This window comes from Nocardiopsis eucommiae (assembly GCF_965344335.1).
GTDB classification, from domain to species: Bacteria; Actinomycetota; Actinomycetes; order Streptosporangiales; family Streptosporangiaceae; genus Nocardiopsis; species Nocardiopsis eucommiae.
Genome location: NZ_CBDRIY010000015.1, coordinates 112940 through 133909, shown reverse-complemented (window position 1 = coordinate 133909; position 20970 = coordinate 112940). Strand labels below are relative to the sequence as shown.

General features: G+C 71.3%; 21 protein-coding genes and 1 tRNA gene. 10 read left to right on the top strand and 12 right to left on the bottom strand.

Annotated elements, in window-relative coordinates; translation table 11 throughout:
- The first annotated feature begins 6 nt into the window (after positions 1-6).
- The 4 genes from ACRWK8_RS12325 (at position 7) to hppD (ending at position 3748) form a co-directional block, all read left to right on the top strand.
- Positions 7-237, top strand: coding sequence for a DUF6518 family protein (locus tag ACRWK8_RS12325; protein ID WP_431870312.1), 231 nt, complete (start codon positions 7-9; stop codon positions 235-237).
- A 334-nt stretch (positions 238-571) separates the two neighbouring features.
- Positions 572-1591, top strand: a complete 1020-nt coding sequence (locus tag ACRWK8_RS12320) for an acyltransferase (RefSeq protein ID WP_431870310.1) — start codon at positions 572-574, stop codon at positions 1589-1591.
- Between the two features lie 10 nt (positions 1592-1601).
- On the top strand, positions 1602-2531 hold the full coding sequence (locus ACRWK8_RS12315) for a phosphorothioated DNA-binding restriction endonuclease (protein WP_431870308.1): 930 nt from the start codon (positions 1602-1604) through the stop codon (positions 2529-2531).
- A gap of 170 nt (positions 2532-2701) precedes the next feature.
- Entirely contained in the window at positions 2702-3748 is a 1047-nt protein-coding gene (gene hppD / locus ACRWK8_RS12310; protein ID WP_431870306.1) for a 4-hydroxyphenylpyruvate dioxygenase, read from the top strand.
- A 63-nt stretch (positions 3749-3811) separates the two neighbouring features.
- On the opposite strand, the gene ACRWK8_RS12305 is transcribed toward hppD, so the two are convergent.
- Genes ACRWK8_RS12305 through ACRWK8_RS12295 form a run of 3 tightly spaced genes read right to left on the bottom strand, consistent with a single transcriptional unit; the run spans position 3812 to position 6974 of the window.
- Positions 3812-5353 carry a tripartite tricarboxylate transporter permease gene (locus ACRWK8_RS12305; RefSeq protein ID WP_378738628.1) on the bottom strand — a complete coding sequence of 514 codons (1542 nt, stop codon included), beginning with the start codon at positions 5351-5353 and terminating at the stop codon, positions 3812-3814.
- On the bottom strand, positions 5353-5985 hold the full coding sequence (locus tag ACRWK8_RS12300; protein WP_431870303.1) for a tripartite tricarboxylate transporter TctB family protein: 633 nt from the start codon (positions 5983-5985) through the stop codon (positions 5353-5355). The genes ACRWK8_RS12305 and ACRWK8_RS12300 overlap by 1 nt, the downstream gene beginning before the upstream one ends.
- Positions 5982-6974, bottom strand: coding sequence for a Bug family tripartite tricarboxylate transporter substrate binding protein (locus ACRWK8_RS12295; RefSeq protein WP_378738623.1), 993 nt, complete (start codon positions 6972-6974; stop codon positions 5982-5984). Before ACRWK8_RS12295 ends, ACRWK8_RS12300 begins: the two co-directional genes overlap by 4 nt.
- Before the next feature lie 222 nt (positions 6975-7196).
- Here ACRWK8_RS12295 and ACRWK8_RS12290 point away from each other — a divergent pair, with 222 nt between their 5' ends.
- The 3 genes from ACRWK8_RS12290 to ACRWK8_RS12280 all read left to right on the top strand — a co-directional run bounded on the left by ACRWK8_RS12290 (position 7197) and on the right by ACRWK8_RS12280 (position 10145).
- Entirely contained in the window at positions 7197-8858 is a 1662-nt protein-coding gene (locus tag ACRWK8_RS12290; protein ID WP_378738621.1) for an ATP-binding protein, read from the top strand.
- Positions 8855-9538, top strand: a complete 684-nt coding sequence (locus ACRWK8_RS12285; protein ID WP_378738619.1) for a response regulator — start codon at positions 8855-8857, stop codon at positions 9536-9538. The genes ACRWK8_RS12290 and ACRWK8_RS12285 overlap by 4 nt, the downstream gene beginning before the upstream one ends.
- Before the next feature lie 238 nt (positions 9539-9776).
- Entirely contained in the window at positions 9777-10145 is a 369-nt protein-coding gene (locus tag ACRWK8_RS12280; protein WP_431870300.1) for a VOC family protein, read from the top strand.
- A gap of 143 nt (positions 10146-10288) precedes the next feature.
- On the opposite strand, the gene ACRWK8_RS12275 is transcribed toward ACRWK8_RS12280, so the two are convergent.
- Together ACRWK8_RS12275 and sigJ are read right to left on the bottom strand one after the other, a co-directional pair.
- The gene (locus ACRWK8_RS12275; RefSeq protein WP_431870298.1) at positions 10289-11461 is read right to left on the bottom strand and encodes an NAD(P)-binding protein; all 1173 of its coding nucleotides are present in this window, start codon (positions 11459-11461) and stop codon (positions 10289-10291) included.
- A 4-nt stretch (positions 11462-11465) separates the two neighbouring features.
- A complete protein-coding gene (sigJ, locus tag ACRWK8_RS12270; protein WP_378738613.1) occupies positions 11466-12374 on the bottom strand; it encodes an RNA polymerase sigma factor SigJ in 909 nt (302 codons plus the stop codon).
- 132 nt (positions 12375-12506) lie between these two features.
- Between sigJ and ACRWK8_RS12265 the strand changes: the two genes are divergently transcribed.
- Positions 12507-13043, top strand: a complete 537-nt coding sequence (locus ACRWK8_RS12265) for a GNAT family N-acetyltransferase (protein ID WP_431870295.1) — start codon at positions 12507-12509, stop codon at positions 13041-13043.
- 68 nt (positions 13044-13111) lie between these two features.
- Here ACRWK8_RS12265 and ACRWK8_RS12260 read toward each other — a convergent pair whose 3' ends face one another.
- The 6 genes from ACRWK8_RS12260 to ACRWK8_RS12235 form a co-directional block, all read right to left on the bottom strand.
- The gene (locus tag ACRWK8_RS12260; RefSeq protein WP_378738609.1) at positions 13112-13327 is read right to left on the bottom strand and encodes a hypothetical protein; all 216 of its coding nucleotides are present in this window, start codon (positions 13325-13327) and stop codon (positions 13112-13114) included.
- A 75-nt stretch (positions 13328-13402) separates the two neighbouring features.
- Entirely contained in the window at positions 13403-13615 is a 213-nt protein-coding gene (locus ACRWK8_RS12255) for a hypothetical protein (RefSeq protein WP_378738607.1), read from the bottom strand.
- 329 nt (positions 13616-13944) lie between these two features.
- Positions 13945-14475, bottom strand: a complete 531-nt coding sequence (locus ACRWK8_RS12250) for a hypothetical protein (RefSeq protein ID WP_378738605.1) — start codon at positions 14473-14475, stop codon at positions 13945-13947.
- A 235-nt stretch (positions 14476-14710) separates the two neighbouring features.
- Complete coding sequence (locus ACRWK8_RS12245; RefSeq protein WP_431870292.1) at positions 14711-15373, bottom strand: NAD(P)H-binding protein; 663 nt, start codon at positions 15371-15373, stop codon at positions 14711-14713.
- Between the two features lie 104 nt (positions 15374-15477).
- The gene (locus tag ACRWK8_RS12240) at positions 15478-16464 is read right to left on the bottom strand and encodes a 2-oxoacid:ferredoxin oxidoreductase subunit beta (protein ID WP_431870327.1); all 987 of its coding nucleotides are present in this window, start codon (positions 16462-16464) and stop codon (positions 15478-15480) included.
- A 61-nt stretch (positions 16465-16525) separates the two neighbouring features.
- The gene (locus ACRWK8_RS12235; protein WP_431870290.1) at positions 16526-18376 is read right to left on the bottom strand and encodes a 2-oxoacid:acceptor oxidoreductase subunit alpha; all 1851 of its coding nucleotides are present in this window, start codon (positions 18374-18376) and stop codon (positions 16526-16528) included.
- Positions 18377-18869: 493 nt separating this feature from the next.
- Here ACRWK8_RS12235 and ACRWK8_RS12230 point away from each other — a divergent pair, with 493 nt between their 5' ends.
- Positions 18870-19730, top strand: a complete 861-nt coding sequence (locus ACRWK8_RS12230) for a M48 family metalloprotease (RefSeq protein WP_378738600.1) — start codon at positions 18870-18872, stop codon at positions 19728-19730.
- 57 nt (positions 19731-19787) lie between these two features.
- On the opposite strand, the gene ACRWK8_RS12225 is transcribed toward ACRWK8_RS12230, so the two are convergent.
- Entirely contained in the window at positions 19788-20285 is a 498-nt protein-coding gene (locus tag ACRWK8_RS12225) for a YajQ family cyclic di-GMP-binding protein (RefSeq protein WP_378738598.1), read from the bottom strand.
- Between the two features lie 222 nt (positions 20286-20507).
- On the opposite strand from ACRWK8_RS12225, the gene ACRWK8_RS12220 reads away from it, so the two are divergent.
- A tRNA-Tyr gene (locus tag ACRWK8_RS12220) sits at positions 20508-20589 on the top strand.
- The last annotated feature ends 381 nt before the right edge of the window (positions 20590-20970 follow it).

The following is a 20970-nucleotide window of genomic DNA, read 5'->3' as shown; positions in this document are numbered from 1 at the left end:
CGGCTGTTGGGTTCGATGGGTGAGGGCCTCACCGACGTGCCCCCGGAATACGCCCAGAACGATCTCGAGTACTGCGGGTGGCTGGTCATCGGCCTCGTCTTCGGGGCGCTACTGGGCCATTTCGGCTTCCGCCTCCGTTCCGAGCGGACCATGCGGCGGGTGATGGGCGCCGCAGTGATCGTCGGCCTGTTGCTCGCTCCCGTGTACGTCTGGCAGGATTCTCCGACCCCCCGCTGAGGTCGGTCGATCCACGCCTGTACCTCGACCTCTGCGCGGCGGTCCTGGTCCTCTTGGCGTTTCGGGGACGGCACCCAGGGTGATCGCTCTGGTCGTCAGTGCGCCCTTCGCGGTGCTCTTCGGCGTCCTGCCGGTGTTCCCCTCCATATTCCTGTGGGCCTCCGGAGGGGTCGCTGACCACGGAAGAGACCCGATCGCTGACCCCGGGTAACGAAAACCTGACTTGCGTTTCAGGTAACGAACAGATATCGGTGAAGGTGTGCGAGTCGATGAAGCCCCCCAAAACGCCGTAGCCCCGCCTCCCGCAGCCCCAGCGGTCTCCAGGACCGCGTGGATGGGTTTCGCGCGGGTGGCCGCCATGGCCGCCGTCGTGCTGGTGCACGCCTATTCGCCGTTCGTGAGCACGACCTACACCGACCTGGGCGGTCCCACCTGGTGGGGGGCGCACGTGGTGGACGCCGCGCTGCGCTGGTGCGTGCCGGTGTTCGTCATGATCAGCGGTGCGCTCCTGCTGCGCCCGCGTGACGAGGACGTCGGGGGGTTCTACCGGAAGCGGTGGGCCCGGATCGGCGTCCCCCTGCTCGTGTGGACCGCCGCCTACCTGCTGTGGCAGTTCTGGCGGGACGGCCTCGGCTTCCCCGACTCCGTGGCCCAGGCGGCCTCGGGTTCACCCTCGATCCACCTGTACTTCCTGTACGTCATCGCCGGTCTCTACGTGTTCACGCCCTTCCTCCGCACGGTGGTGGCGCACACCTCGCGCACGGGCCTGTGGTGGTTCGCCGGCGCGGCCCTGTCCGTGGGCGTGGTCGACCAGCTGTCCGCCCTGGTCGACGGAGTCGGCGGCGTCACCGCCGCCACGAGGTTCCTGCCGTTCCTCGGCTACTACCTGCTGGGATGGCTGCTGGCGGAGCGGGAGCAGGGACCGCGCGACGCCCTCCACGGTTCGGTGGCCCTGGTCCTGGGCACCACCGGGACCGTTCTGGGCGCCTGGGGCGCCGCCGCCACGGCGGGCGAGTGGGGGACCGGAGCCGCGTACGTCTACGACTTCCTGTCCCCGACCGTGATCGTCGCCTCGGTCGGCGCCTTCCTCCTGCTGCGCGCCTGGGGCACCCAGGTGGCGGGGCTGGGCGCGGAGAGCCGGGTGAACCGGGCGATCGCGGTTCTGTCCGGGCTGAGCTTCGGGGTCTACCTCGTGCACGTCATGGTCCTGTACACGCTGCGGGACCTCGGCGGGACCCCCGACGGACTGGTGGGCCTGACCCTCGCCGCCGGGTACGCCGTCGCCACGACGCTGATCAGCCTCGCCCTGGTGGCCGTCGCCCAGCGGATCCCCCTCCTGCGCGCCACCGTCTAGGGTCGGGGCCATGGACTGGCTGGAGCGTGTCGGATCGATCAGGCGCTGGAGCCGCGACGGCTACCGCGCCCCGCACAAACCCCTCCTCCTTCTGTACGCGCTCGGGCGGCACCAGCGGGGGAGCGGCCCGGAGTTGGTGTACAGCGAGGTCGAGGCCGAACTCGACCGGTTGCTGCGGGAGTTCGGGCCGAACCGGCGGACCACCTCCGCCTACCCGTTCCACCACCTGGTCAGCGACGGGTTGTGGAGGGTCACCACGCCGGGAGGCGGCGGGTCTCCCGGGGCGAGCCCGCCGAAGCTGCGTGACGGAGCCAGGGGCGCACTGGTCCCGGAACTGTCCGCAGAGCTCGACCGGGACCCGGCGCTACGCGGCAGGATGGCGCGCCTCCTGCTCGACGGCAACTTCGAGCCCTCCCTGCACGCGGACATCCTCGCGCTGGTGGGCCTGAGCCTCGGACCCGGGCCCGGTGCCACGGTGCAGGATCGCGATCCGGGATTCCGCGCCCTGGTGCTGAGCGCCTACGAGTACCGGTGTGCCTTCTGCGGCTACGAGGGTCTGATCGACGGGACCCCGGTGGGCCTGGAGGCCGCGCACGTCCGCTGGTGGGCCTTCGACGGGCCGGACGATCTCGCCAACGGCCTGTGCCTGTGCTCCATGCACCACCTGCTCTTCGACAAGGGCGTGCTCGGGGCGTCCCCGGACCGCACGGTGACCGTCTCCAGCCGGTTCGCCGCACGTTCCCCGGCCGCCGAGAGGGCGGTGTTCTCCCTGGAGGGCGCGCCGGTCCTCCGCCCGCGACGCGGCTGTCCCACCGTGGCCGACGACCACCTGGAGTGGCACACGCGGCAGGTCTTCCGAGGGCCCGCGCGGGAGGTGGGCGGCGGAGACCGGGCCACCGGGACACCCGGTTCGGAGCGGTCTCTGGAGGAACTCTGGTAACCCCTTGCGCCACACCCGTAACGGCCTCCGCCGCGTGACCAGCGCTTCGTCGCCCCGGGCTCTCCCCTCACCCACTGAGGGCTCCTTTCCCGGGGGGAGGGGCGCTGCGTAGTCTCGGGACACCCGTGGCGCCTTCGGCCCGCGGACCACCACCTCCAGGGGGAGAGTCCATGACGGCCCTGCACGGGTTGACGGTCGACCACCTCAGAATCCACACGGCGGACGCGGAGAAGGCCGCCCTGCGTATGCGCGACGGGTACGGGATGGACACCCTGGCCGAGAGCGTCCAGAACGGCACCGAGCGGTCCACCATGGTCGGCGCCGGGGGGATCAGGATGGTGTTCACCCAGGCGCTCACCGGCGACCACCCGGTGGCCGACTACGTCCGCGCGCACGGGGACGGGGTCGCGGACATCGCCCTCACGGCCGGGGACGCCCGGGCCGCCCACGACCTCGCGGTCTCCCGGGGCGCGGAGTCGGTGGCCGCGCCCACCGAACGCGACGGCGTGGTCACCGCCACCGTCGGCGGGTTCGGGGACGTCACGCACACCTTCGTCGAACGCGCTCCCGGCACCGACGCGCGCCGCCTGCCCGGCCTGTCCCCGGTGGCCGGAGGCGGGGCGGCGGACCTCGGTCTGCTCACCGTCGACCACCTCGCGGTCTGTCTGGCACCGGGCGGGCTCGACCCCACGGTCGAGTACTACCGGACCGTCCTGGGCTTCGAGCTGATCTTCGAGGAGCGCGTCGTCGTCGGTTCGCAGGCGATGGTCTCGCGCATCGTCCGCTCCGCCGGGGGAGACGTCACCCTCACCCTCATCGAACCGGACCAGGACCTCGACCCCGGCCACATCGACGACTTCGTGCGCGACCACGGTGGTCCCGGGGTCCAGCACATCGCCCTGAGCACCGCCGACGCGGTGAGCACGGTCGGGGCGCTGCGGAGGCGCGGGGTCGCCTTCCTGGCCACCCCCGACGCCTACTACCGGCTGCTGGGTGAGCGACTCGACCTGCGTCGGCACTCGGTCGAGGAGCTCCGGGAGCTGGACATCCTCGTGGACGAGGACCACGACGGCCAGCTCTTCCAGATCTTCGCGCGCTCCACCCACCCGAGGAACACCGTGTTCTTCGAGGTGATCGAACGCCTGGGCGCCACCACCTTCGGCAGCGGCAACATCCGGGCCCTGTACGAGGCGGTGGAGCAGGGGCGCGAGGACTGACCCCGGACACGGGAGCGGCCCCCGGGGGACGGTGCCCGGGGGCCGCTGGAGGACACGGGAGGGTCAGACCCGCTCGGTGGTCCTCTCGGCCCTGCGGGCCGCGCTACGGCGGCGCACCAGGGAGATCACCGGGATCAGCGCCGCCACCAGGACCAGGGCGTACAGCCCGATCGAGATGCCGCTGCCCACCAGGATCGCCGGGTCGCCGGAGGAGGCGGCCAGCGCGCGGCGGAACTCGGTCTCCGCGATCGGGCCCAGCACCACGCCGATCAACGCGGGTGCGACCGGGACCCCGAAGGTCCGCATCGCCAGACCCAGCAGGGCGACGGCCAGCAGCATCACCAGGTGCGTCACCGAGGTGTTGATGGCGTACACCGCCAGCACCGAGAACAACGTGATGCCCGCGTACAGGTACGGCTTGGGCAGCTTCAGCAGCTTGGCCCACAGCGGCGCGAACGGCAGGTTGATCACCAGCAGCAGGACGCTGCCGATCAGGAGCGAGGCCAGCAGGGTCCACACCAGGTCGGCGTTGCGCTCGAACAGCACCGGGCCCGGCTGGAGCCCGTACTGCTGGAAGGCGGCGAGCATGATCGCGGCCGTGGCGGAGGTCGGCAGACCCAGGCCCAGCAGCGGGACCATCGTCCCGGCGGCGCTGGAGTTGTTGGCCGACTCCGGACCGGCCACGCCCTCGATCGCGCCCTGGCCGAACTCGCTCTTCTCCCCGGTCCTGCGCTCGCGGCGCTCGGCGAGCTTGCGCTCCAGGCCCAGGGACAGGAAGGTCGGGATCTCGGCGCCGCTGCCGGGGATCGGCCCGAAGGCGCTGCCCAGCGCGGTGCCGCGCAGCCACGGCTTCCAGGAGCGGCGCAAGTCCTTGCGGCCCAGCCACGGACGGCCGGTGCGGATCGCCGCGAAGTTCGGCGCGGACTTTCCGCGCGCCGCGATGTAGAGCACCTCACCGAGGGCGAGCAGGCCCACGGTGACGATCACGATGTCGATCCCGTCCAGCATGCTGGACGAACCGAAGTCGAACCGGGCGGCCCCGCTCTGCCCGTCGATCCCCACGAACCCGATGGCCAGACCGATGAGCAGCGAGGCGATGCCGCGCACCACCGAGCCGGACACGACCGCGGCCACGGCGACGAACGAGAAGACCGTCAGCGCGAAGTACTCGCCGGGTCCGAAGTTGAGCGCGAACGCCACCATCACCGGGGCGAACAGCGCCACCACGAGCGTGCCGATGATGCTCGCCACGAACGAGCCGATCACGGCCGTGCCGAGGGCCTGGGCGGCCCTCCCCTTGAGCGCCATCTTGTGGCCCTCGTAGGTGGTGGCGATCGACGACGCCTGGCCCGGGGTGTTGAGCAGGATCGAGGTGGTGGCGCCGCCGAACATGCCGCCGTAGTACACACCGGCGAAGAGGATGAACGCGCTGGTGGGGTCGAGGCGGAAGGTGACGGGCAGCAGCAGGGCCACCGCCATGGCCGAACCCATGCCGGGCAGGACGCCCACGGCGGTGCCGAGCAGCACGCCGAGGAAGGCCCACATGAGGTTCTGGGGCGTCAGCGCGGCGGTCAACCCGTCCGCGAGGTTGATCAGAGTGTCCATCAGAGCACCATCTCCAGGAAGCCGCCCGGCAGGCTGAGCCCGAGGCCGAGCGAGAAGCCGACCTGGACCGCCGCGGACATCGACAGCGCCACGATCGCGTCACGCAGGTAGGCGCGGGCACCGAAGGCGTAGGCCACGATCCAGAACAGCAGGGCACCTGCGAGCAGCCAGCCCACGAACTCCAGCAGCGCGACGTGCACCACCAGACCCGCCAGCACCAGCAGGACCGGGCGGCCCTCGAACCAGGCCAGCGTGGAGGTGCCGTCGCCGGTGTTCCGGTTGCGGAGGTTGACCACCGTCATGCACACGGCGGTGACGAGCAGCAGCACGCCCACGGTGCCGGGGAAGGCGCCCGGGCCGGGCCGCGTGGCGTTGGGCGGTGCCTCGATCGTGAGGCCGCCCCACAGGGCGACGGCGCCCAGGATCGCGACCAGCGCGGGGATGACCCACGCGGTCGGGCCGCGCCAGACCGAGGTCTCCGGGTCGAGTGCCTCGGCCTCGTCGGTCCCGGCCGTCTGGTCCGTCTCGGCCGGGGGCGCCTCGGCGGCCCCGACCCTCGGGGCCTCGTCGGTCCCGGTCGTACCGGCGGTCTCGTCCGCCTCGGCGCTGACGCGGGTGTCGTCGGGCGTCACAGTCCCAGCTCCTTCACGGTCTCCTGGGTCAGGGCGACCTCCTCGTCGAGGAACTCCTCGAACTCGGCACGGCCCTGGTAGGTGTCGGTCCACCGGTTGCGCTCCAGCGTGTCCGCCCACGAGTCGGTGGCCAGCAGCTCCCGCACCAGCGCCTCCAGCTCGTCGGCCTCGTCCTCGGAGAGGCCGGGAGGGGCGATCACCCCGCGCCAGTTCGACATCTCCAGGTCGTAGCCGAGCTCGATCATGGTCGGGATGTCCACGCCGTCCAGGCGTTCGGGAGAGGACACCGCGAGCGCGCGCAGCGGTCCGTCGTCCTCGATCTGGTCGCTGAAGTCGCCCAGGGTGCCGAACCCGACCTTCGACGTGCCGGAGAGCAGCGAGGTCAGGGTTTCGCCGCCGCCCGAGTACGGGAGGTAGTTGATCTCGCCGGGCGAGATCCCCATGGACTGGGCGACCTGGGCGGCGAAGATCTGGTCGACGCCGCCCATGGAACCGCCAGCCACGGGCAGGGTCCCGGACTGCTCGTTCCAGTCCTCGGCGAGGTCGTCGATGGTCTCGTACGGCGAGTCCTTGGGGACGACGATCGCGAGGTACTCCGACGCCAGCTGCGCGATGGGGGTCGCGTCCTCCATCGTGTAGAGCGACCCGGTGGTCTCCACCGCGCCCACCATGCCCAGTCCGGTCATGGTCAGCACGTTGTCCTGGCCGTCGCGGCCCACGGTCTGGGCCAGCCCGATGGTGCCACCGGCACCCTCGGCGTTGCGGACCTCGACGTTGAAGCGCAGGTCCTCCTCGCGAAGGCCGTTCTGCATCTCGCGGGCCAGCGTGTCCCAGCCTCCGCCGGGGCCGGCCGGTGCGATGAGCAGCACCTTCTCCTGGGCCCCGTCGCCGGACGCGGCGCTCTGGCGTACGTCGTACAGTGCCGTCCCGACGAGGAGGAGGGCACAGAGCCCTCCCGCCACGCGGAGCGGCACGCCACGATCGCGCATCGTCCTCTCCTTCCTCAGTGTTCGTGCACGTCTCCCAGTGCGTGAACGCAGGGGGGAGATCCAGACCACAGTGTGACCGCGGGCACGCCCATGTGAGGTCTTTGTTAAACCTGGAGTCATATTGGTCGTATTGTTCGTGAAACGTGTCTGCGAAGCTGACCGTGCGACGCCGACCTGCGCGTTCACCGGCCGGGAGAACTCACCCCGGCCACTGGAGTGCTCATGAACCCACATCCCGCATCCGGCCGACTCACGCTCACCGGGTCCCTTTTCATCGGATATGTCTGTCTTCTGGCCGTGGCGCTCACCGTCATCGGCTCCCTCTGGGCGATCCACCTCAACCGCGAGACCGACCGCCAGTACGCCGAGCGCGTGCTCACTGTGGCCCGGTCGGTCGCGGTCCTGCCCGAGGTCGTCGAGGGCCTCCAGACACCCGACCCCTCCGAGGAGCTCGACCCCCTGGCCGACCGCATCTCCGCCGCCACCGGCGCCGACTACCTGGTCATCGCCTCACCCGACGGGACCCGGCACACCCACCCGGACAAGGACCGCATAGGCGAGACCGTGTCCACCCCGCCCGGCCCCGTCGTGGGCGGAACCGAGTGGACGGGCGTGCAGGACGGGACCCAGGGCCGCACGGTGCGCGCCAAGATCCCCGTGTTCTCCGACGGCGGGTCGGTGAACGGCGGCGACGCCCGGGGGGAGGTCGTGGGCTACGTGTCCCTGGGCATCCTCGACTCCAGCGCCGCCACCGACGCGCGCGCCTCGATCCCCGTGATCCTCGCCGCCACCGCGCTCGTCCTCGTCCTGGGCGTGGGCGGTTCCTGGGTGCTCTCCCGCCAGGTCCGCGCCAAGACCCACGGCCTGGAGCCGGCCGACATCACCACGCTCCTGGAGAGCCGGGAGGCCCTGCTGTACGCGGTGCGCGAGGGCGTGCTCGCGGTGGACCGCGACGACCGGGTCCTGCTGGTCAACCCGCCCGCCCGCGCCATGCTGGGCCTGTCCAAGGGGGTGGAGGGCCGCCGTCTGGACGACCTCGGCCTCTCCGAACGCGCCCGCGACATCGTGTCCGGCGCGGACCCCGGGGACGACCTCATCCTGCTCTCCGGCGACCGCGTGCTGGTCGCCAACCGCATGCCGGTGCGCATCCGGGGCGAGGCGTCCGGAGCCGTGGTCACCCTCCGCGACCGCACCGAGGTGGACCGGCTCACCGGTGAACTGGACGGGGCGCGGACCGTCACCCGGGGGCTGCGCGCCCAGACCCACGAGTTCGCCAACCGGGTGCACACGGTCGCCGGGATGCTCGAACTCGGCGCCCACGACGAGGCCCGCGCCTACCTGGCCGACCTCGCCGCCACCCACACCCGCACCTCCAGCGGTGTGGCCGAGCACGTCCGGGACCCCGCGCTCGCGGCGCTCACCCTGGCCAAGTCCGCCCAGGCCTCCGAGCTCGGCGTGGACCTGCGGCTCTCCCCGATGACCAGTGTGCCGGTGTCCCTCAAGGGTGACCTGCGCTCGGACGCGCTCCTGACCCTCGGCAACCTGGTGGACAATGCCCTGGACGCGGTCACCCCGAACGGGTGGGTGGAGCTGATGGTGCGCCTGCACACCGCGACCGACACGGGACTTCCGCACGACCTCCTGGAGATCCGGGTGACCGACTCCGGGCACGGGGTGTCCGACGAGTTGGCGGAGGAGATCTTCCGGTACGGGTTCACCACCAAGGCCTCCCGTGACGGAGGCACCCGTGGTCTGGGACTGGCGCTGGTCAAACAGGTCTGTGAGAGCAGAGGGGGAAGCATCGAGATGGAGGCACCCGACGCCGAGGAGGGCGCGGTGTTCACCGCCTGCCTGCCGGTCGTCACGGCGGCGGTGACCCGGTGATCCGCGTACTGGTCGTCGACGACGACGTCCGGGTGGCCCGCAACCACCAGGAGCTGGTGGAGTCGGTGCCCGAGTTCACCGTGGTCGGAGTGGCGCACACGGCGGCCGCGGCCCTGGCACAGGTGCGCGGCCACCGCCCCGACCTGGTGCTGCTCGACCTCCACCTGCCGGACGCCTCGGGAACCTCGGTGATGCACACCCTGCGCTCGGCCACCTCCCAGAACGCCCCGCAGCCGGACTTCCTGATGATCACCGCCGTCCGCGACATCGCCCAGGTCCGCGCCGCCCTGCACGGCGGCGCCGTCCACTACCTGCTCAAGCCGTTCCCGCTCAGCGCCCTGCGCGACCAGCTCGAACGCTACGCGGTGGCGCGTCGGCAGATGGAGGGGGAGCGGCAGGCCACCCAGCAGGACGTGGACCGCCTGTTCGGGCTGCTGCGCCCGCCCGCCGCCCGCTCCCTGCCCAAGGGACTGACCTCCGCCACCGTCGACCTGGTAGCGGGCGTGCTGCGCGAGGCCGAGGGCGAGGTCTCGGCCTCCGACGTAGCGGAACGGTCCGGGGTCTCCCGGGTGACCGCGCGCCGCTATCTGGAACACCTGTGCGCCGACGGCCGCGCGGAGCTCCGCATGCGCTACGGCTCGGCGGGCCGCCCCGAGCACCTCTACCGCTGGGTCGCCTGACCCGGGTCAGGTCCCCTCGGCCGGTCCGCCGCTGTTTGCCAGGGCGGCTTGTGCGACCGTCCCGGGGAACGTGCTGGTCGGCGCGGAGACCGTTCGCGGGGGTCTCGCCTCCGTGGACCCGTGGACCGGTCGGCGTCACGCCGGGACATCGACGGGTTCCCTCGGGGCTCAGGTCAGGACCGGACACACGGGGGTTCGGAGCCGCGGGAATGTCAGTGGTGCGTGTCACACTCGGGTCATGCTCGATCATCTCGGTATCCAGGTCGCTGATCCCGCGTCCAGCGCCGCCTTCTACGACGCCGTCCTCGCCGCGCTGGGCCACCGGCGCGTGCTCCAGTTCGGGCCGGTGATCGGCTACGGCAGCGAGCACCCGCAGTTCTGGATCGCCCCCAGCGAGTCCGAGGGACCGGCGAGGGAGTCGCACATCGCCTTCCTCGCAACCGACCGGGCCACGGTCGACTCCTTCTTCGCGGCGGCGGTCGAGACCGGGGCCGAGGTGCTGCACGAACCCAGGGTCTGGCCGGAGTACCACGAGCACTACTACGGCGCCTTCGTGCGCGACCCCGACGGCAACAACGTGGAGGCCGTCAGCCACGTCCCGGCCTGACCGTTGGACCCTCCGGGGCCGGGGCGCGGCGCGGCCGCCCCGGAGGGTCAGGCGGCCCGCTCTGAGTGGTCCCCGCCCCGCACGGGCACCCGGGCCGTGGGGTCGGACCGTGCTCGCCCCGCGTGGACCCCCGGCCCGGAGGGTCAGCCCCTGCCCGCCCCCGAACCCGCGCCGGTGCGGGACGTGCTCCGGCCGGTGGCCAGCTCGGCGGCGCGCACCGCGCTGGTGAGGGCCACCTCGCCCAGCAGCCCGGGCGCGGCCACCGCGTCCCCGGCCAGGTAGAGGCCATCGCCCCGGTCGATGGCGGGCCGGTCCCGCCACGTCGTGCCGGGCGGGTCCAGGGCGCCGGTGCGGCCCCGGGCCACCTGGTCGCGCCGCCAGGTCAGCCGGTCCCGCCAGCCGGCCAAGGCGGTGTCGAGCAACCCCTCCAGGCGCGCGGTGGTCGCCGCGCGCGACTCGCCGGGGCGCACCGGCAGCTGGGCCTGGACGAGGTCCTCGCCGGTCGGGGCGAGGGTCGGGTCGACGACGCTGTAGCGCTCCAGGAACCCGCACTCGTCCGAGTCGAACACCAGGAACGGGTCCCCGGAGCGGCGCCGAACACCCAGGTCGACCATGAGTGTGTGGCCGCTCTGCCAGGTCAGGGAGGGGTCACCGAGCAGAGCGCGCGCGGAGTCCAGGGACGTGGCCACGATCGCCGTCCCCTGCGGTCGACCGTCGACCCGGGACCCCGGCTCGATCCGCACCCCCGCCTCACGGGCCCGGTCGGCGAGGTGGTCCACCAGCGCGGACCAGCCGCCGAGCACGTACCGGGCCGAGGGCCACGCCGGGCGGGTCACCCGCAGGAACCGTTCCCACACGAAGGCCGCGGACAGCGTCCCGGGTTCCGCGTGGAAGAGGGCCACGCCCATCATGGCGCCCACCGCCCGCGCGGACTCGGCGCCCAGCTCCTCCGACGCCCACGAGCCGAAGTCGCGGTCGTGCGGGGCGCGCAGCCCCCGGCGGGCGGCGGCGCGGAGTACGGCCGCCGGGGGCCCGCCGAGCGAGCCCCGGTACCGCCAGCGCACCCCCAGGGCGGCCCGCGCGGGCATCGCCCGCGCACGTGGCACGAGGTCGCGCTCGCGCAGCCAGGCGTAGGGCGCGGAGTCGGAGTACAGCACGTGCGGGCCGTCGTTGGCCACGTACGGCGGTTCGGTGGAGCGGGCCCGCCCGCCCAGCGTCCGGTGGGACTCCCACAAGGTGACGTTCGCGCCGAGTTCGGCGCTGGCGATGGCCGCGGTCAGTCCGGCGAGGCCACCGCCCACAACGGTGATGTCCATGCCCCTAGGACGGATCGGGGACCCGCAGACGTGACATCTTGTCCGGATTGGCCATCAGGTACACGTGCCGTACCCGGTCCTCGAAGACGTCCAGCGCCAGCAGGAGCACCGGGGCGCCCCCGGCGGCGACCAGCGCGGCGGGCCCGCCGTTCACCTCGGTGACCTCCGTGGACAACTCCTCCCTGGTGTCCACGCCCACCGACCTGAGGAAGCGCGACACGTTGCGCTCCTCTGAGACCGCGGTGAGGAACCGGCCCACCTTCCGGGCGCCGTGCAGCACCCGCAGCGGAGCCCGGGCCCTGCCGCCCCCGTCGCTCACCATCGTGGCGTCGTCGGCGAGCATCCCCGTCAGCCCGTCCAGGTCACCCTCCAGACACGCCCGGAGGAAGCGTTCGGTCATGAGGCGGCGCTGGGCCCGGTCGGCCTCGAACCTGGGGCGGCGCTCCCGTACGTGGTCCCGCGCGCGCCGGGCCAGCTGTCGGGTGGCGTCCTCGCTCCGGCCGATGACCTCGGCGATCTGCGCGTAGGGCAGTTGGAAGGCCTCGTGCAGGACGAAGACCGCCCGCTCCAGGGGGCTGAGGGTCTCCAGCACCACCATGAGGGCGAACTCCACCGAATCCGCGAGCTCGGCGCGTTCGGCGGCGTCGGGCAGGTCGCTGACCGGCTCGGGCAGCCACTCGCCCACGTAGGTCTCGCGCTGGGCGCTGGCCCTGCGCAGCCGGTCGATGGACAGCCGGGAGACCACCGTGACCAGGTAGGCGCGGGGGTTGTCCACCTCGTCCCCGGGCACGCCGGACCACCGCAGCCACGCCTCCTGGACCACGTCCTCGGCGTCGGCGGCCGTCCCCAGGATGCGGTAGGCGACCCCGGTCAGCAGGGACCGGTGGGCTTCGAAGACCTCTGTCGTCGTCATGTCGGGTAAGACGTACCACCCCCGCCCCCACGTGACACGTCGGGACCGCGCCGAGGGGACAAAAGGGCTTGCCTCGGCCGCGCGGCGGTTCTAGGTTGGCGCGATCTGGACCGTCGGGGAGAGGGGTTGTGCTTGTACCGCCTACGTGAGTGGAACCGGGGCGACGCCGACCGGTTGCTGGAGGCCTTCCGCTGGGACGAGCTGGCCTGGCAGGAGCCGGAGGTGCCGCGCACGCGTGACGATGCCCTGGAGTGGATCGCGCGCTGCGGGAGGTTGGCCGGGGAGGGCGACGTCCACGGGTTCGCGGTGGTCGACGGGACGGACCGGGTCCTGGGGCACGCACAGGTCTCGGTGACCAGCCGCAGGCACGGACTGGGCTGGCTGTCGTACTGGACGCACCCGGCCGAGCAGGGCCGGGGCGTGGCCTCGGGTGGGGCCCGCCTGGTCACGGAGTTCGCCTTCGACCGGCTCGACCTCTACCGGGTGGAGACGGGGCACCGGGTGAACAACCCCGGTTCCTGTCTGGTCGCCCAGCGGGCGGGCTTCCGGCCGGAGGGGATCGAGCGGGCCAAGCTCCGCTACGGGACCACGCGCTACGACACCGGGACGCACGCCCGGCTGGTCACGGACCCCGCCGAGGGCGCGGTCGTGGGCGTCTGCGGGGGCTGAACACGCGAAACGCGGGGCACGGTGAGAGATCACCGTGCCCCGCGTCGTTCCCGTGCCCGGAGCCGGAACTACCAGTCGAAGGCGGCGATGCCGGAGGTGATGTTGTTGTGGACGACGTTGCAGCCCTCGGAGCTGAAGCCCGCGAAGGAGATCACGTCGGCGCAGATCGGCACGGTGATGTTCTGGATGTGGGCGTTGTTGTCGGCGGCGGCGGTGCCGGTCATGGCGCCCAGGGCGAGGCCGGTGGCGAGGATGAGACCGGAGACGGCGGTGATGCGCTTCATGGTTGATTCCCTTTCGATTGGTGTTTCTCAGGTGGATCTGGGTGGTCTTACGGGGGGTCGCGCGACGGCAGTGGCCTAGTCGTGGACGGCGATGCCCGAGGTGGAGTTCCAGTCGACGACGTTGCAGCCGCTCGCGCTGAACCCGGAGGCCTTGAGGACGTCGAGGCAGATCGGGATCGTGATGTTCTGGATCTGGGCGTTGTTGTCGGCCGCGGCGGTCCCGGTGAGGGCTCCGAAGGCGAGACCGGTGGCGAGGACGAATCCGGAAACCTTGGCGATACGGGACATGGTGGTTACCTTTCGGAAGTGCAAAACACGTTGGCTGCGGCCGCCGTAATTAACTTAGCGTAGCTGGGCACGTGCTCGAAGTGATTTTCGGGAAGAGTCCAGAGTTTCTCAGGAGTTTCTTCGGCTTCGCACCGGACATGGCGGACATGTCATTCCTTGGTCGCCACCTGCGTTACACAACCGAAAGAGAGGCGCGGTCGAACTTCCGGCAATTGCATCGGAACCCGCTTCTGTCCGACTTGGATCGCCGTAGGCGGGCGAACGCGGACACGAGAAAGGGGCCCACACGGTCACACCGTGTGGGCCCCTTCGTTCGGGAGGGGGTTCGGCTACCAGCCCTGCTGCTGTCCGTAACCCGGGTACTGCTGGCCATAGCCGGGCTGCTGGCCGTAGCCCGGCTGCTGCTGCCCGTAACCCGGGTACTGCTGCGGGTCGTAGCCGGGGTACTGCTGCGGCTGCTGGCCGTAGCCCTGTCCGTAACCCGCGTACGGGTCCTGCTGCTGAGCGCCCGTGGGGTGGTGCTGGTAGGGCTGCTGCTGACCGGACTGGTCCTGCGGCACCTGCTGTTGGGCCTGCGGGGCCTCGGCCTGCTCGGACTCCTTCTTCGCGGTGTCCGGGCGGAAGATGAACAGGCGCGCGGCGGCGGACTCACCGGTCTCGCTGGGGGTGATCAGCTCCAGCCGCCACCCGGCCTCCTCGATGCCCTCGAGGATGCGGGTCAGCCCCGGCCGCAGCTTGCTGGAGGCCTCGTCATAGGCGTTGACCTCGAGCTGGATGATGAACATCCGACGCTTCTGCTGCGCGGCGACCTTGGCGTGTTCGACGACAGTGCTGTCCCTCACGACCTGCGTGACGCTCATGAATAACCGTACCCATCTGCTCTGCGGAGCTGCTTCACCCGTCGGGGTCGTTCCCGGTCGTCCGCGTCCACCGTGGCGGGATTCCGCCGGGCTCCGCTTCCATCATGCCTCCTATGAGGGCATCTGGCCACAGAAGGCCGGAACCGCCACCGGCGACGGAAACCGCCGTGGAACCGCCGAGGCGGCACCGGGAACCGACGGCCCCGGGCACCGTCACCGGCGCCCGGGGCCGGGGTCAGTCGGCGACGGCGCGGACCGCCTCGACGACGGGTGTCTCACCGTTCACCAGGTTGAGAACCCGCTTGGCCGTGCCCGGTTCGTCCAGAAGGGCAACGATCACGGCGGCGACGTCGTCGCGGGTCACCGAGTCGCGCTCCACGGACTCGCCCAGGTCCACCCGGCCGGTTCCGGCCCCGTCGGTCAGCCGACCGGGGCGCAGGATGGTCCAGTCCAGGTCGAGGTCGTGCTCCCGCAGGTCGTCGTCGGCCGCCTTCTTGGCCGCCACGTACGCCGCCCACACCTCGTCGGTGCCCTCCGGCACCGGCTGGTCCACGTTGATCGCGGAGACCTGCACCAGGCGGCGTACCCCGGCCAGAGCGGCCGCGTTCGCTGTCAGGGAGGCCGCCTGGTGGTCCACCGTGGACTTGCGGGCCGCGCCGCTGCCCGGTCCGGCGCCGGCGGCGAACACCACCGCGTCGGCGCCCATGATCCTCTCGGTCAACTCGGTGACCGTGGCCTTCTCGAGGTCGATGACGACCGGTTCGGCTCCGGCGTCGACGACGTCCTGGGTGTGGTCGGGGTTGCGGATGAGGGCGACGGGCTGGTCACCGCGGGCGGCCAGAAGCCTGGCCAGCCGCAGTGCGATCTTCCCGTGTCCACCGGCGATGACGATACGCATGGGGGCAGCGTATTGCCTGGGACACGGACACACCGGGAGGAACCCCCGGGCGGCGGCGGTGAACTTCCCGACGCCGCCCGGGGGAACAGGTCACCCGGGAACGGTCAGTCCACGGTCCAGGTGTCCCCGCTGGCGAGCAGCGCCCCCAGATCACCGTCGCCGCGCTCGGCCCGGGCCTCGTCCACCTGCTGGTTCAGCAGCTCGTCGTAGACCGGCCGCCGCACGTCCCGGAACACCCCGACCGGTACGTGCTCGAAGGCGGGCTGGTCCAGTCTGGACAGCGCGAACGCGTACCCCGGGTCCGGGCGGTGCGCGTCGTGCCGGATCAGCCGGTCCTCGTCCACCGACGCCACGTCCACGACCTCCAGGCCGCCGAACCCGTCCGCCACCACCCCGCGGTCCGGGCCCAGCCGCAGCGGCTCGCCGTGTTCCAGGCGCAGCAGCCGCAGGTCACGCGCGGCCGGGTCCTTCAACGGTTCGAACGCGTCGTCGTTGAAGATCGGGCAGTTCTGGTAGATCTCCACGAACGACGCTCCGGGGTGGTCGGCCGCCGCCCGCAGCACCGAGGTCAGGTGCTTGCGGTCGGAGTCGACGGTCCGCGCCACGAAGCTCGCCTCGGCGCCCAGCGCCAGCGACACCGGGTTGAAGGGGTGGTCCAGCGAGCCCACCGGGGAGGACTTGGTGATCTTCCCGGGCTCCGAGGTGGGGGAGTACTGGCCCTTGGTCAGCCCGTAGATGCGGTTGTTGAACAGCAGGACGTTGATGTTGACGTTGCGGCGCAGCGCGTGGATCAGGTGGTTGCCGCCGATGGACAGGCCGTCACCGTCCCCCGTGACCACCCACACCGACAGGTCCGGGCGGCTGGCCGCCAACCCCGTCGCGATCGCCGGGGCGCGCCCGTGGATCGAGTGCACGCCGTAGGTACTCAGGTAGTACGGGAAACGCGAGGAGCAGCCGATCCCGGACACCATCACGATGTTCTCGCGGGGCACGCCCAGCTGCGGCAGGAACGACTGGAAGGCGGCCAGGATCGCGTAGTCGCCGCACCCCGGGCACCAGCGCACCTCCTGGTCGGACTTGAAGTCCTTCATCCGGTACTCGGTGTCGGTCCTGGGCACCAGCCGCAGCCCGGCCGGGACCGTCCCGTTCGTCTCAGTCACGGTCGATGACCTCCCGCAGCACGTCCGCGAGCTCCTCCGCCTTGAACGGCAGGCCGCGGACCTTGTTGTATCCGATGACGTCCACCAGGAACCGGCCGCGCAGCAGCAGCGACAGCTGGCCCAGGTTGATCTCCGGGACCACGACCCGGTCGTAGCTCCGCAGCACCGCACCGAGGTTGGCCGGGAAGGGGTTGAGGTGGCGCAGGTGCGCCTGGGCGACCCGGCCCCCCGAACGCCGGATCCGGCGCACGGCCGCGGTGATCGACCCGTAGGTGCCGCCCCAGCCCAGCACGAGCACGTCCGCGTCGCCCGTAGGGTCGGACACCTCCAGTTCCGGGATGTCCCTGGCGATGGCGTCCACCTTCGCCTGCCGGGTGCGGACCATGAGGTCGTGGTTGTCCGGCGTGTACGAGATGTCGCCGGTCCGCGCGTGCTTCTCGATCCCCCCGATCCGGTGCTCCAGGCCCGCCGTGCCCGGCACCGCCCACGGGCGGGCCAGGGTGTCCTCGTCACGCAGGTACGGCAGGAACTCCCCGTCCGGTCCGTTGGGCTCCGTGGCGAAGCCGGGGTCGATCACCGGCAGTTCCGCCACCTCGGGCAGCCGCCAGGGCTCCGAGCCGTTGGCCAGGTAGCCGTCGGAGAGCACGATCACCGGGGTCCGGTACCGCACCGCCAGCCGGACCGCCTCCAGCGCCGCGTCGAAGCAGTCGGCGGGGGAGGAGGGGGCCACGACCGGCACGGGGGACTCGCCGTTGCGCCCGTACAGCGCCATCAGGAGGTCCGTCTGCTCGGTCTTGGTGGGCATGCCGGTGCTGGGCCCGGCGCGCTGCACGTCCACGACGACCAGCGGGAGCTCGGTCATGACCGCCAACCCGAGGGCCTCCTGCTTGAGCACCATGCCCGGGCCGGAGGTGGTCGTCACACCGAGGGAGCCGCCGAACGAGGCCCCGATGGCCGCGCCGACCCCCGCGATCTCGTCCTCCGCCTGGAACGTGCGCACGCCGAACCGCTTGTGCCGGGAGAGCTCGTGCAGGATGTCGGAGGCCGGGGTGATCGGGTACGACCCCAGGAACAGGGGCAGCCCCGACCGCCGCGACCCGGCGATCAGCCCGTAGGCGGTGGCCAGGTTCCCGGTGATGTTGCGGTAGGTGCCCGGGGGGAGCTTCGCGGGCTTGATCTCGTAGGAGACCGCGAAGTCCTCCGTGGTCTCCCCGAAGTTCCACCCGGCCCGGAACGCCGTCAGGTTGGCGGCGAGGATGTCCGGCTTGCTGGCGAACTTCGACCTCAGGAACGAGGTCGTGCCCTCCGTCGGCCGGTTGTACATCCAGGACAACAGCCCCAGCGCGAACATGTTCTTCGCGCGCTGTGCGTCCTTCTTGGACAGGCCGGACCCCTCCAGGGCGGCCACCGTCATCGAGGTGAGGCCCACCGCGCTCACGTGGAACCCGTCCAGGGTGCCGTCGGTGAGCGGGTCGACCGCGTAGCCGACCCTGGCCAGGCTGCGCTTGGTGAACTCGTCGGTGTTGACGATGACGGTCGCGCCCCGGGGCAGGTCACCGAGGTTGGCCTTCAACGCGGCGGGGTTCATCGCCACCAGCACGTCCGGGGCGTCGCCCGGAGTCATGATGTCGTGGTCGGCGAAGTGGAGCTGGAAGCTGGAGACGCCGGGGAGGGTCCCGGCGGGGGCACGGATCTCGGCGGGGAAGTTCGGCAGGGTCGAGAGGTCGTTGCCGAACGACGCTGTCTCCTGGGTGAAGCGGTCACCGGTCAACTGCATCCCGTCGCCGGAGTCCCCGGCGAACCGGATGATGACCCGGTCGAGCTGCTCGGTCTGTTTGGCCACTGAGATCGAAGACCTCCTTGGTCAGCCGCCGGTCGTGACGGGCGGCGGCGCTGTGGTGTCTACCCCCGGCCGAACCTCACCGTCACGGGCCGGGTGCCTGGATCGGGGGCAGGAGGACGGCGTGGCCCCCCACACGCCCTGGGTGCGCCAACCCCGGGTGGTGTTTCGGCGGTCTCGGTCCGCGACCGTGCCGACCTCGGCTCGCGCCTCCGACGACTCGGCCCCCCGATCACCTCGAAGGGGACGCCCGCCCCGTCGGAGCGCCGTCCCGTCCCCGTGGTGTTCGGAGTGACAAGGGCCACGCTCGCACTATAGGTCGTCGTCCCGAGGCCGCGACGGGGTGGGTGGCCATTGTCACAACCCCTCCGAATCGGGGTTGGAAGCGGGATGTGACCGACAGCTGGTCACATGGGGAACGCAAGACGCGGACCCGCACGTTCGTCACATGTACGCATCCGGAGCCGGGCAGCGGCGAACAGCGGAAGGAGGGCGCGTGCACGTCAACGCGATCCGCGCGGTCGGCCTGTTCGCCGGGGTCTCGGCGCTCGCCGTCGTCGTCGGCTGGCTGTGCGGCGCGGAGAAGGGTCTCCAGGCGTCCGTGGCTCTGGTGGCCTGCGCGGGGATCCTCGTCTACCTGTTCGGGAACTCCCTGGCGCTCCGTGCGATGCGGGCCCGCCCGGTCAGCGAGATCGAACGCCCCGAGCTCTACCGGATGGTGCGGGAGCTGGCCACGGCCGCCCGGCAGCCCATGCCCCGGCTCTACCTGTCCCCGGTGCGCTCACCCAACGCCTTCGCGACCGGTAACAGCCCCCGGCGCGCCGCCCTGTGCTGCACGACCGGCCTGTTGCGCGCCCTCGACGAACGCGAGCTGCGCGGGGTCCTCGCCCACGAACTGGCGCACATCCGCGCGCACGACACCCTGATCAGTTCGGTGGCGGCGACGCTGACCGCGCTCATCACCGCCCTGACCGCGGTCTCGTTCCTGATCCCGCTCGGGGACTCCGAGGAGACGGACCTGCCCAACCTGCTGGGTGGTCTGATGATGGTGGTGCTCGCCCCGCTGGCGGCGATGGTCGTCTACTTCGGCGTGGGGAGGGCGCGCGAGTTCCGGGCCGACGAGCGGGCGGCGGAGATCACCGGTGACCCCCTGGGGCTGGCCGACGCGCTGCTCAAGCTGGAGGCCGGGAACCGCGACTACCCGCTGCCCCGCGAACGCGCCCTCCTGGCCGCCTCGCACCTGATGACGACCAACCCCTTCCCCGGGGGCGTGGGCCGCCTGTTCGCCGCCCACCCGCCGGTGGAGGAGCGGGTGCGGCGCCTCCGTGAGCTGCGCCGCAGGTGGGACCTGGGCTGAACGCGACGGCCGCCCGCCCCTGCCAGGGAGGCGGGGAGGACGGCCGTTCGACGGTGCCTAGCGGTAGTTCACGAACTGGAGCGCCAGGTCGAAGTCCTTGTCCTTGATCAGGTTCATGACGCCCTGGAGGTCGTCCTTCTTCTTGGAACTGACCCGCAGCTCCTCGCCCTGGATCTGGGCCTTGACGCCCTTGGGGCCCTCGTCCCGGATGAGCTTGGAGATCTTCTTGGCGTCCTCGGTGGAGATGCCCTCCTTGAGGCTGATCGGGAGGCGGTACTCCTTGCCGGAGGGCTTCGCCTCCTCGGCCGCGTCCAGGATCTTCAGGGAGAGCTTGCGCTTGACCAGCTTCTCCTTGAAGACCTCCAGGGCGGCCAGGGCGCGCTCCTCGGAGCCGCTCTTGATCTCGATGCCGTCCTCGCCCTGCCAGGCGATGGTGGTCCCCGTCCCCTTGAAGTCGAACCGCTGGGACAGTTCCTTGCCCGCCTGGTTCAGCGCGTTGTCGACCTCCTGACGGTCGAGCTTGGACACCACGTCGAAACTGGATTCGGCGGCCACGTACTCTCACACCCCGCTACGTCTCATGGGTCACGGACGCTCTGGGGCGCCCGTGTACGTCTCGTCCGGCCCGGTCCGGGCCGGTTCAGAGCTTAGCCGCGCCGTGCGGGCCCCCGCCTGACGAGCCCCGCGGGGGCGCGCCCGGCAAACGATTTCAGGTTCGGGCCCATCATCCGCTATTGTCGTTCCTGCGCGGCGACGCCACGGCGTCGCAGCAGCCCAGGCGGGTTGCCCGAGCGGCCAATGGGAGCGGACTGTAAATCCGTCGGCTTTGCCTTCGAAGGTTCGAATCCTTCACCCGCCACAGGGAGTACCGGAGCCCCCGGCACCAAACAGGTGCCGGGGGCTTCGTCGTGTCCGGGGTCGGGTCCGCCTGCTCGGGAGTGCCGGGCCGCTCGGGTGGGGTCTCCGGCGGCACGCTTCATGGCGACTCGGGTGATTCGGGCGGTTGCGAGACGGTCACGCTCCGGGTGCGCTTCGATCACTCTGTGTGATCTTTGATCGTTGCGGCAGGGTCGAAGCGTGGCGATAAATCACTGGATCGCCCCTTTTGTATTCAAGGGCAAAAAGAGCGCACCCGGCAATCTGGACAATTAGCTGACCGAGTTTCGGCGTTGACAAAAATCGGGGGGCGGATGATGATTGCCTCAGTCCACCGCGACACAGGTGCAAAAGCGCCTGCGTC

Bases quoted from the DNA above. Each gene is read 5' to 3' on its own strand.
- ACRWK8_RS12245 (WP_431870292.1), bottom strand. From the start codon at position 15,373: ATGCGTATCGTCATCGCCGGTGGACACGGGAAGATCGCACTGCGGCTG.
- ACRWK8_RS12250 (WP_378738605.1), bottom strand. From the start codon at position 14,475: ATGAGCGTCACGCAGGTCGTGAGGGACAGCACTGTCGTCGAACACGCC.
- ACRWK8_RS12240 (WP_431870327.1), bottom strand. From the start codon at position 16,464: ATGAAGGACTTCAAGTCCGACCAGGAGGTGCGCTGGTGCCCGGGGTGC.
- ACRWK8_RS12320 (WP_431870310.1), top strand. From the start codon at position 572: ATGGGTTTCGCGCGGGTGGCCGCCATGGCCGCCGTCGTGCTGGTGCAC.
- ACRWK8_RS12255 (WP_378738607.1), bottom strand. From the start codon at position 13,615: ATGTCCCGTATCGCCAAGGTTTCCGGATTCGTCCTCGCCACCGGTCTC.
- ACRWK8_RS12275 (WP_431870298.1), bottom strand. From the start codon at position 11,461: ATGGACATCACCGTTGTGGGCGGTGGCCTCGCCGGACTGACCGCGGCC.
- ACRWK8_RS12305 (WP_378738628.1), bottom strand. From the start codon at position 5,353: ATGGACACTCTGATCAACCTCGCGGACGGGTTGACCGCCGCGCTGACG.
- hppD (WP_431870306.1), top strand. From the start codon at position 2,702: ATGACGGCCCTGCACGGGTTGACGGTCGACCACCTCAGAATCCACACG.
- ACRWK8_RS12295 (WP_378738623.1), bottom strand. From the start codon at position 6,974: ATGCGCGATCGTGGCGTGCCGCTCCGCGTGGCGGGAGGGCTCTGTGCC.
- ACRWK8_RS12260 (WP_378738609.1), bottom strand. From the start codon at position 13,327: ATGAAGCGCATCACCGCCGTCTCCGGTCTCATCCTCGCCACCGGCCTC.
- ACRWK8_RS12315 (WP_431870308.1), top strand. From the start codon at position 1,602: ATGGACTGGCTGGAGCGTGTCGGATCGATCAGGCGCTGGAGCCGCGAC.
- ACRWK8_RS12290 (WP_378738621.1), top strand. From the start codon at position 7,197: ATGAACCCACATCCCGCATCCGGCCGACTCACGCTCACCGGGTCCCTT.
- ACRWK8_RS12280 (WP_431870300.1), top strand. From the start codon at position 9,777: ATGCTCGATCATCTCGGTATCCAGGTCGCTGATCCCGCGTCCAGCGCC.
- sigJ (WP_378738613.1), bottom strand. From the start codon at position 12,374: ATGACGACGACAGAGGTCTTCGAAGCCCACCGGTCCCTGCTGACCGGG.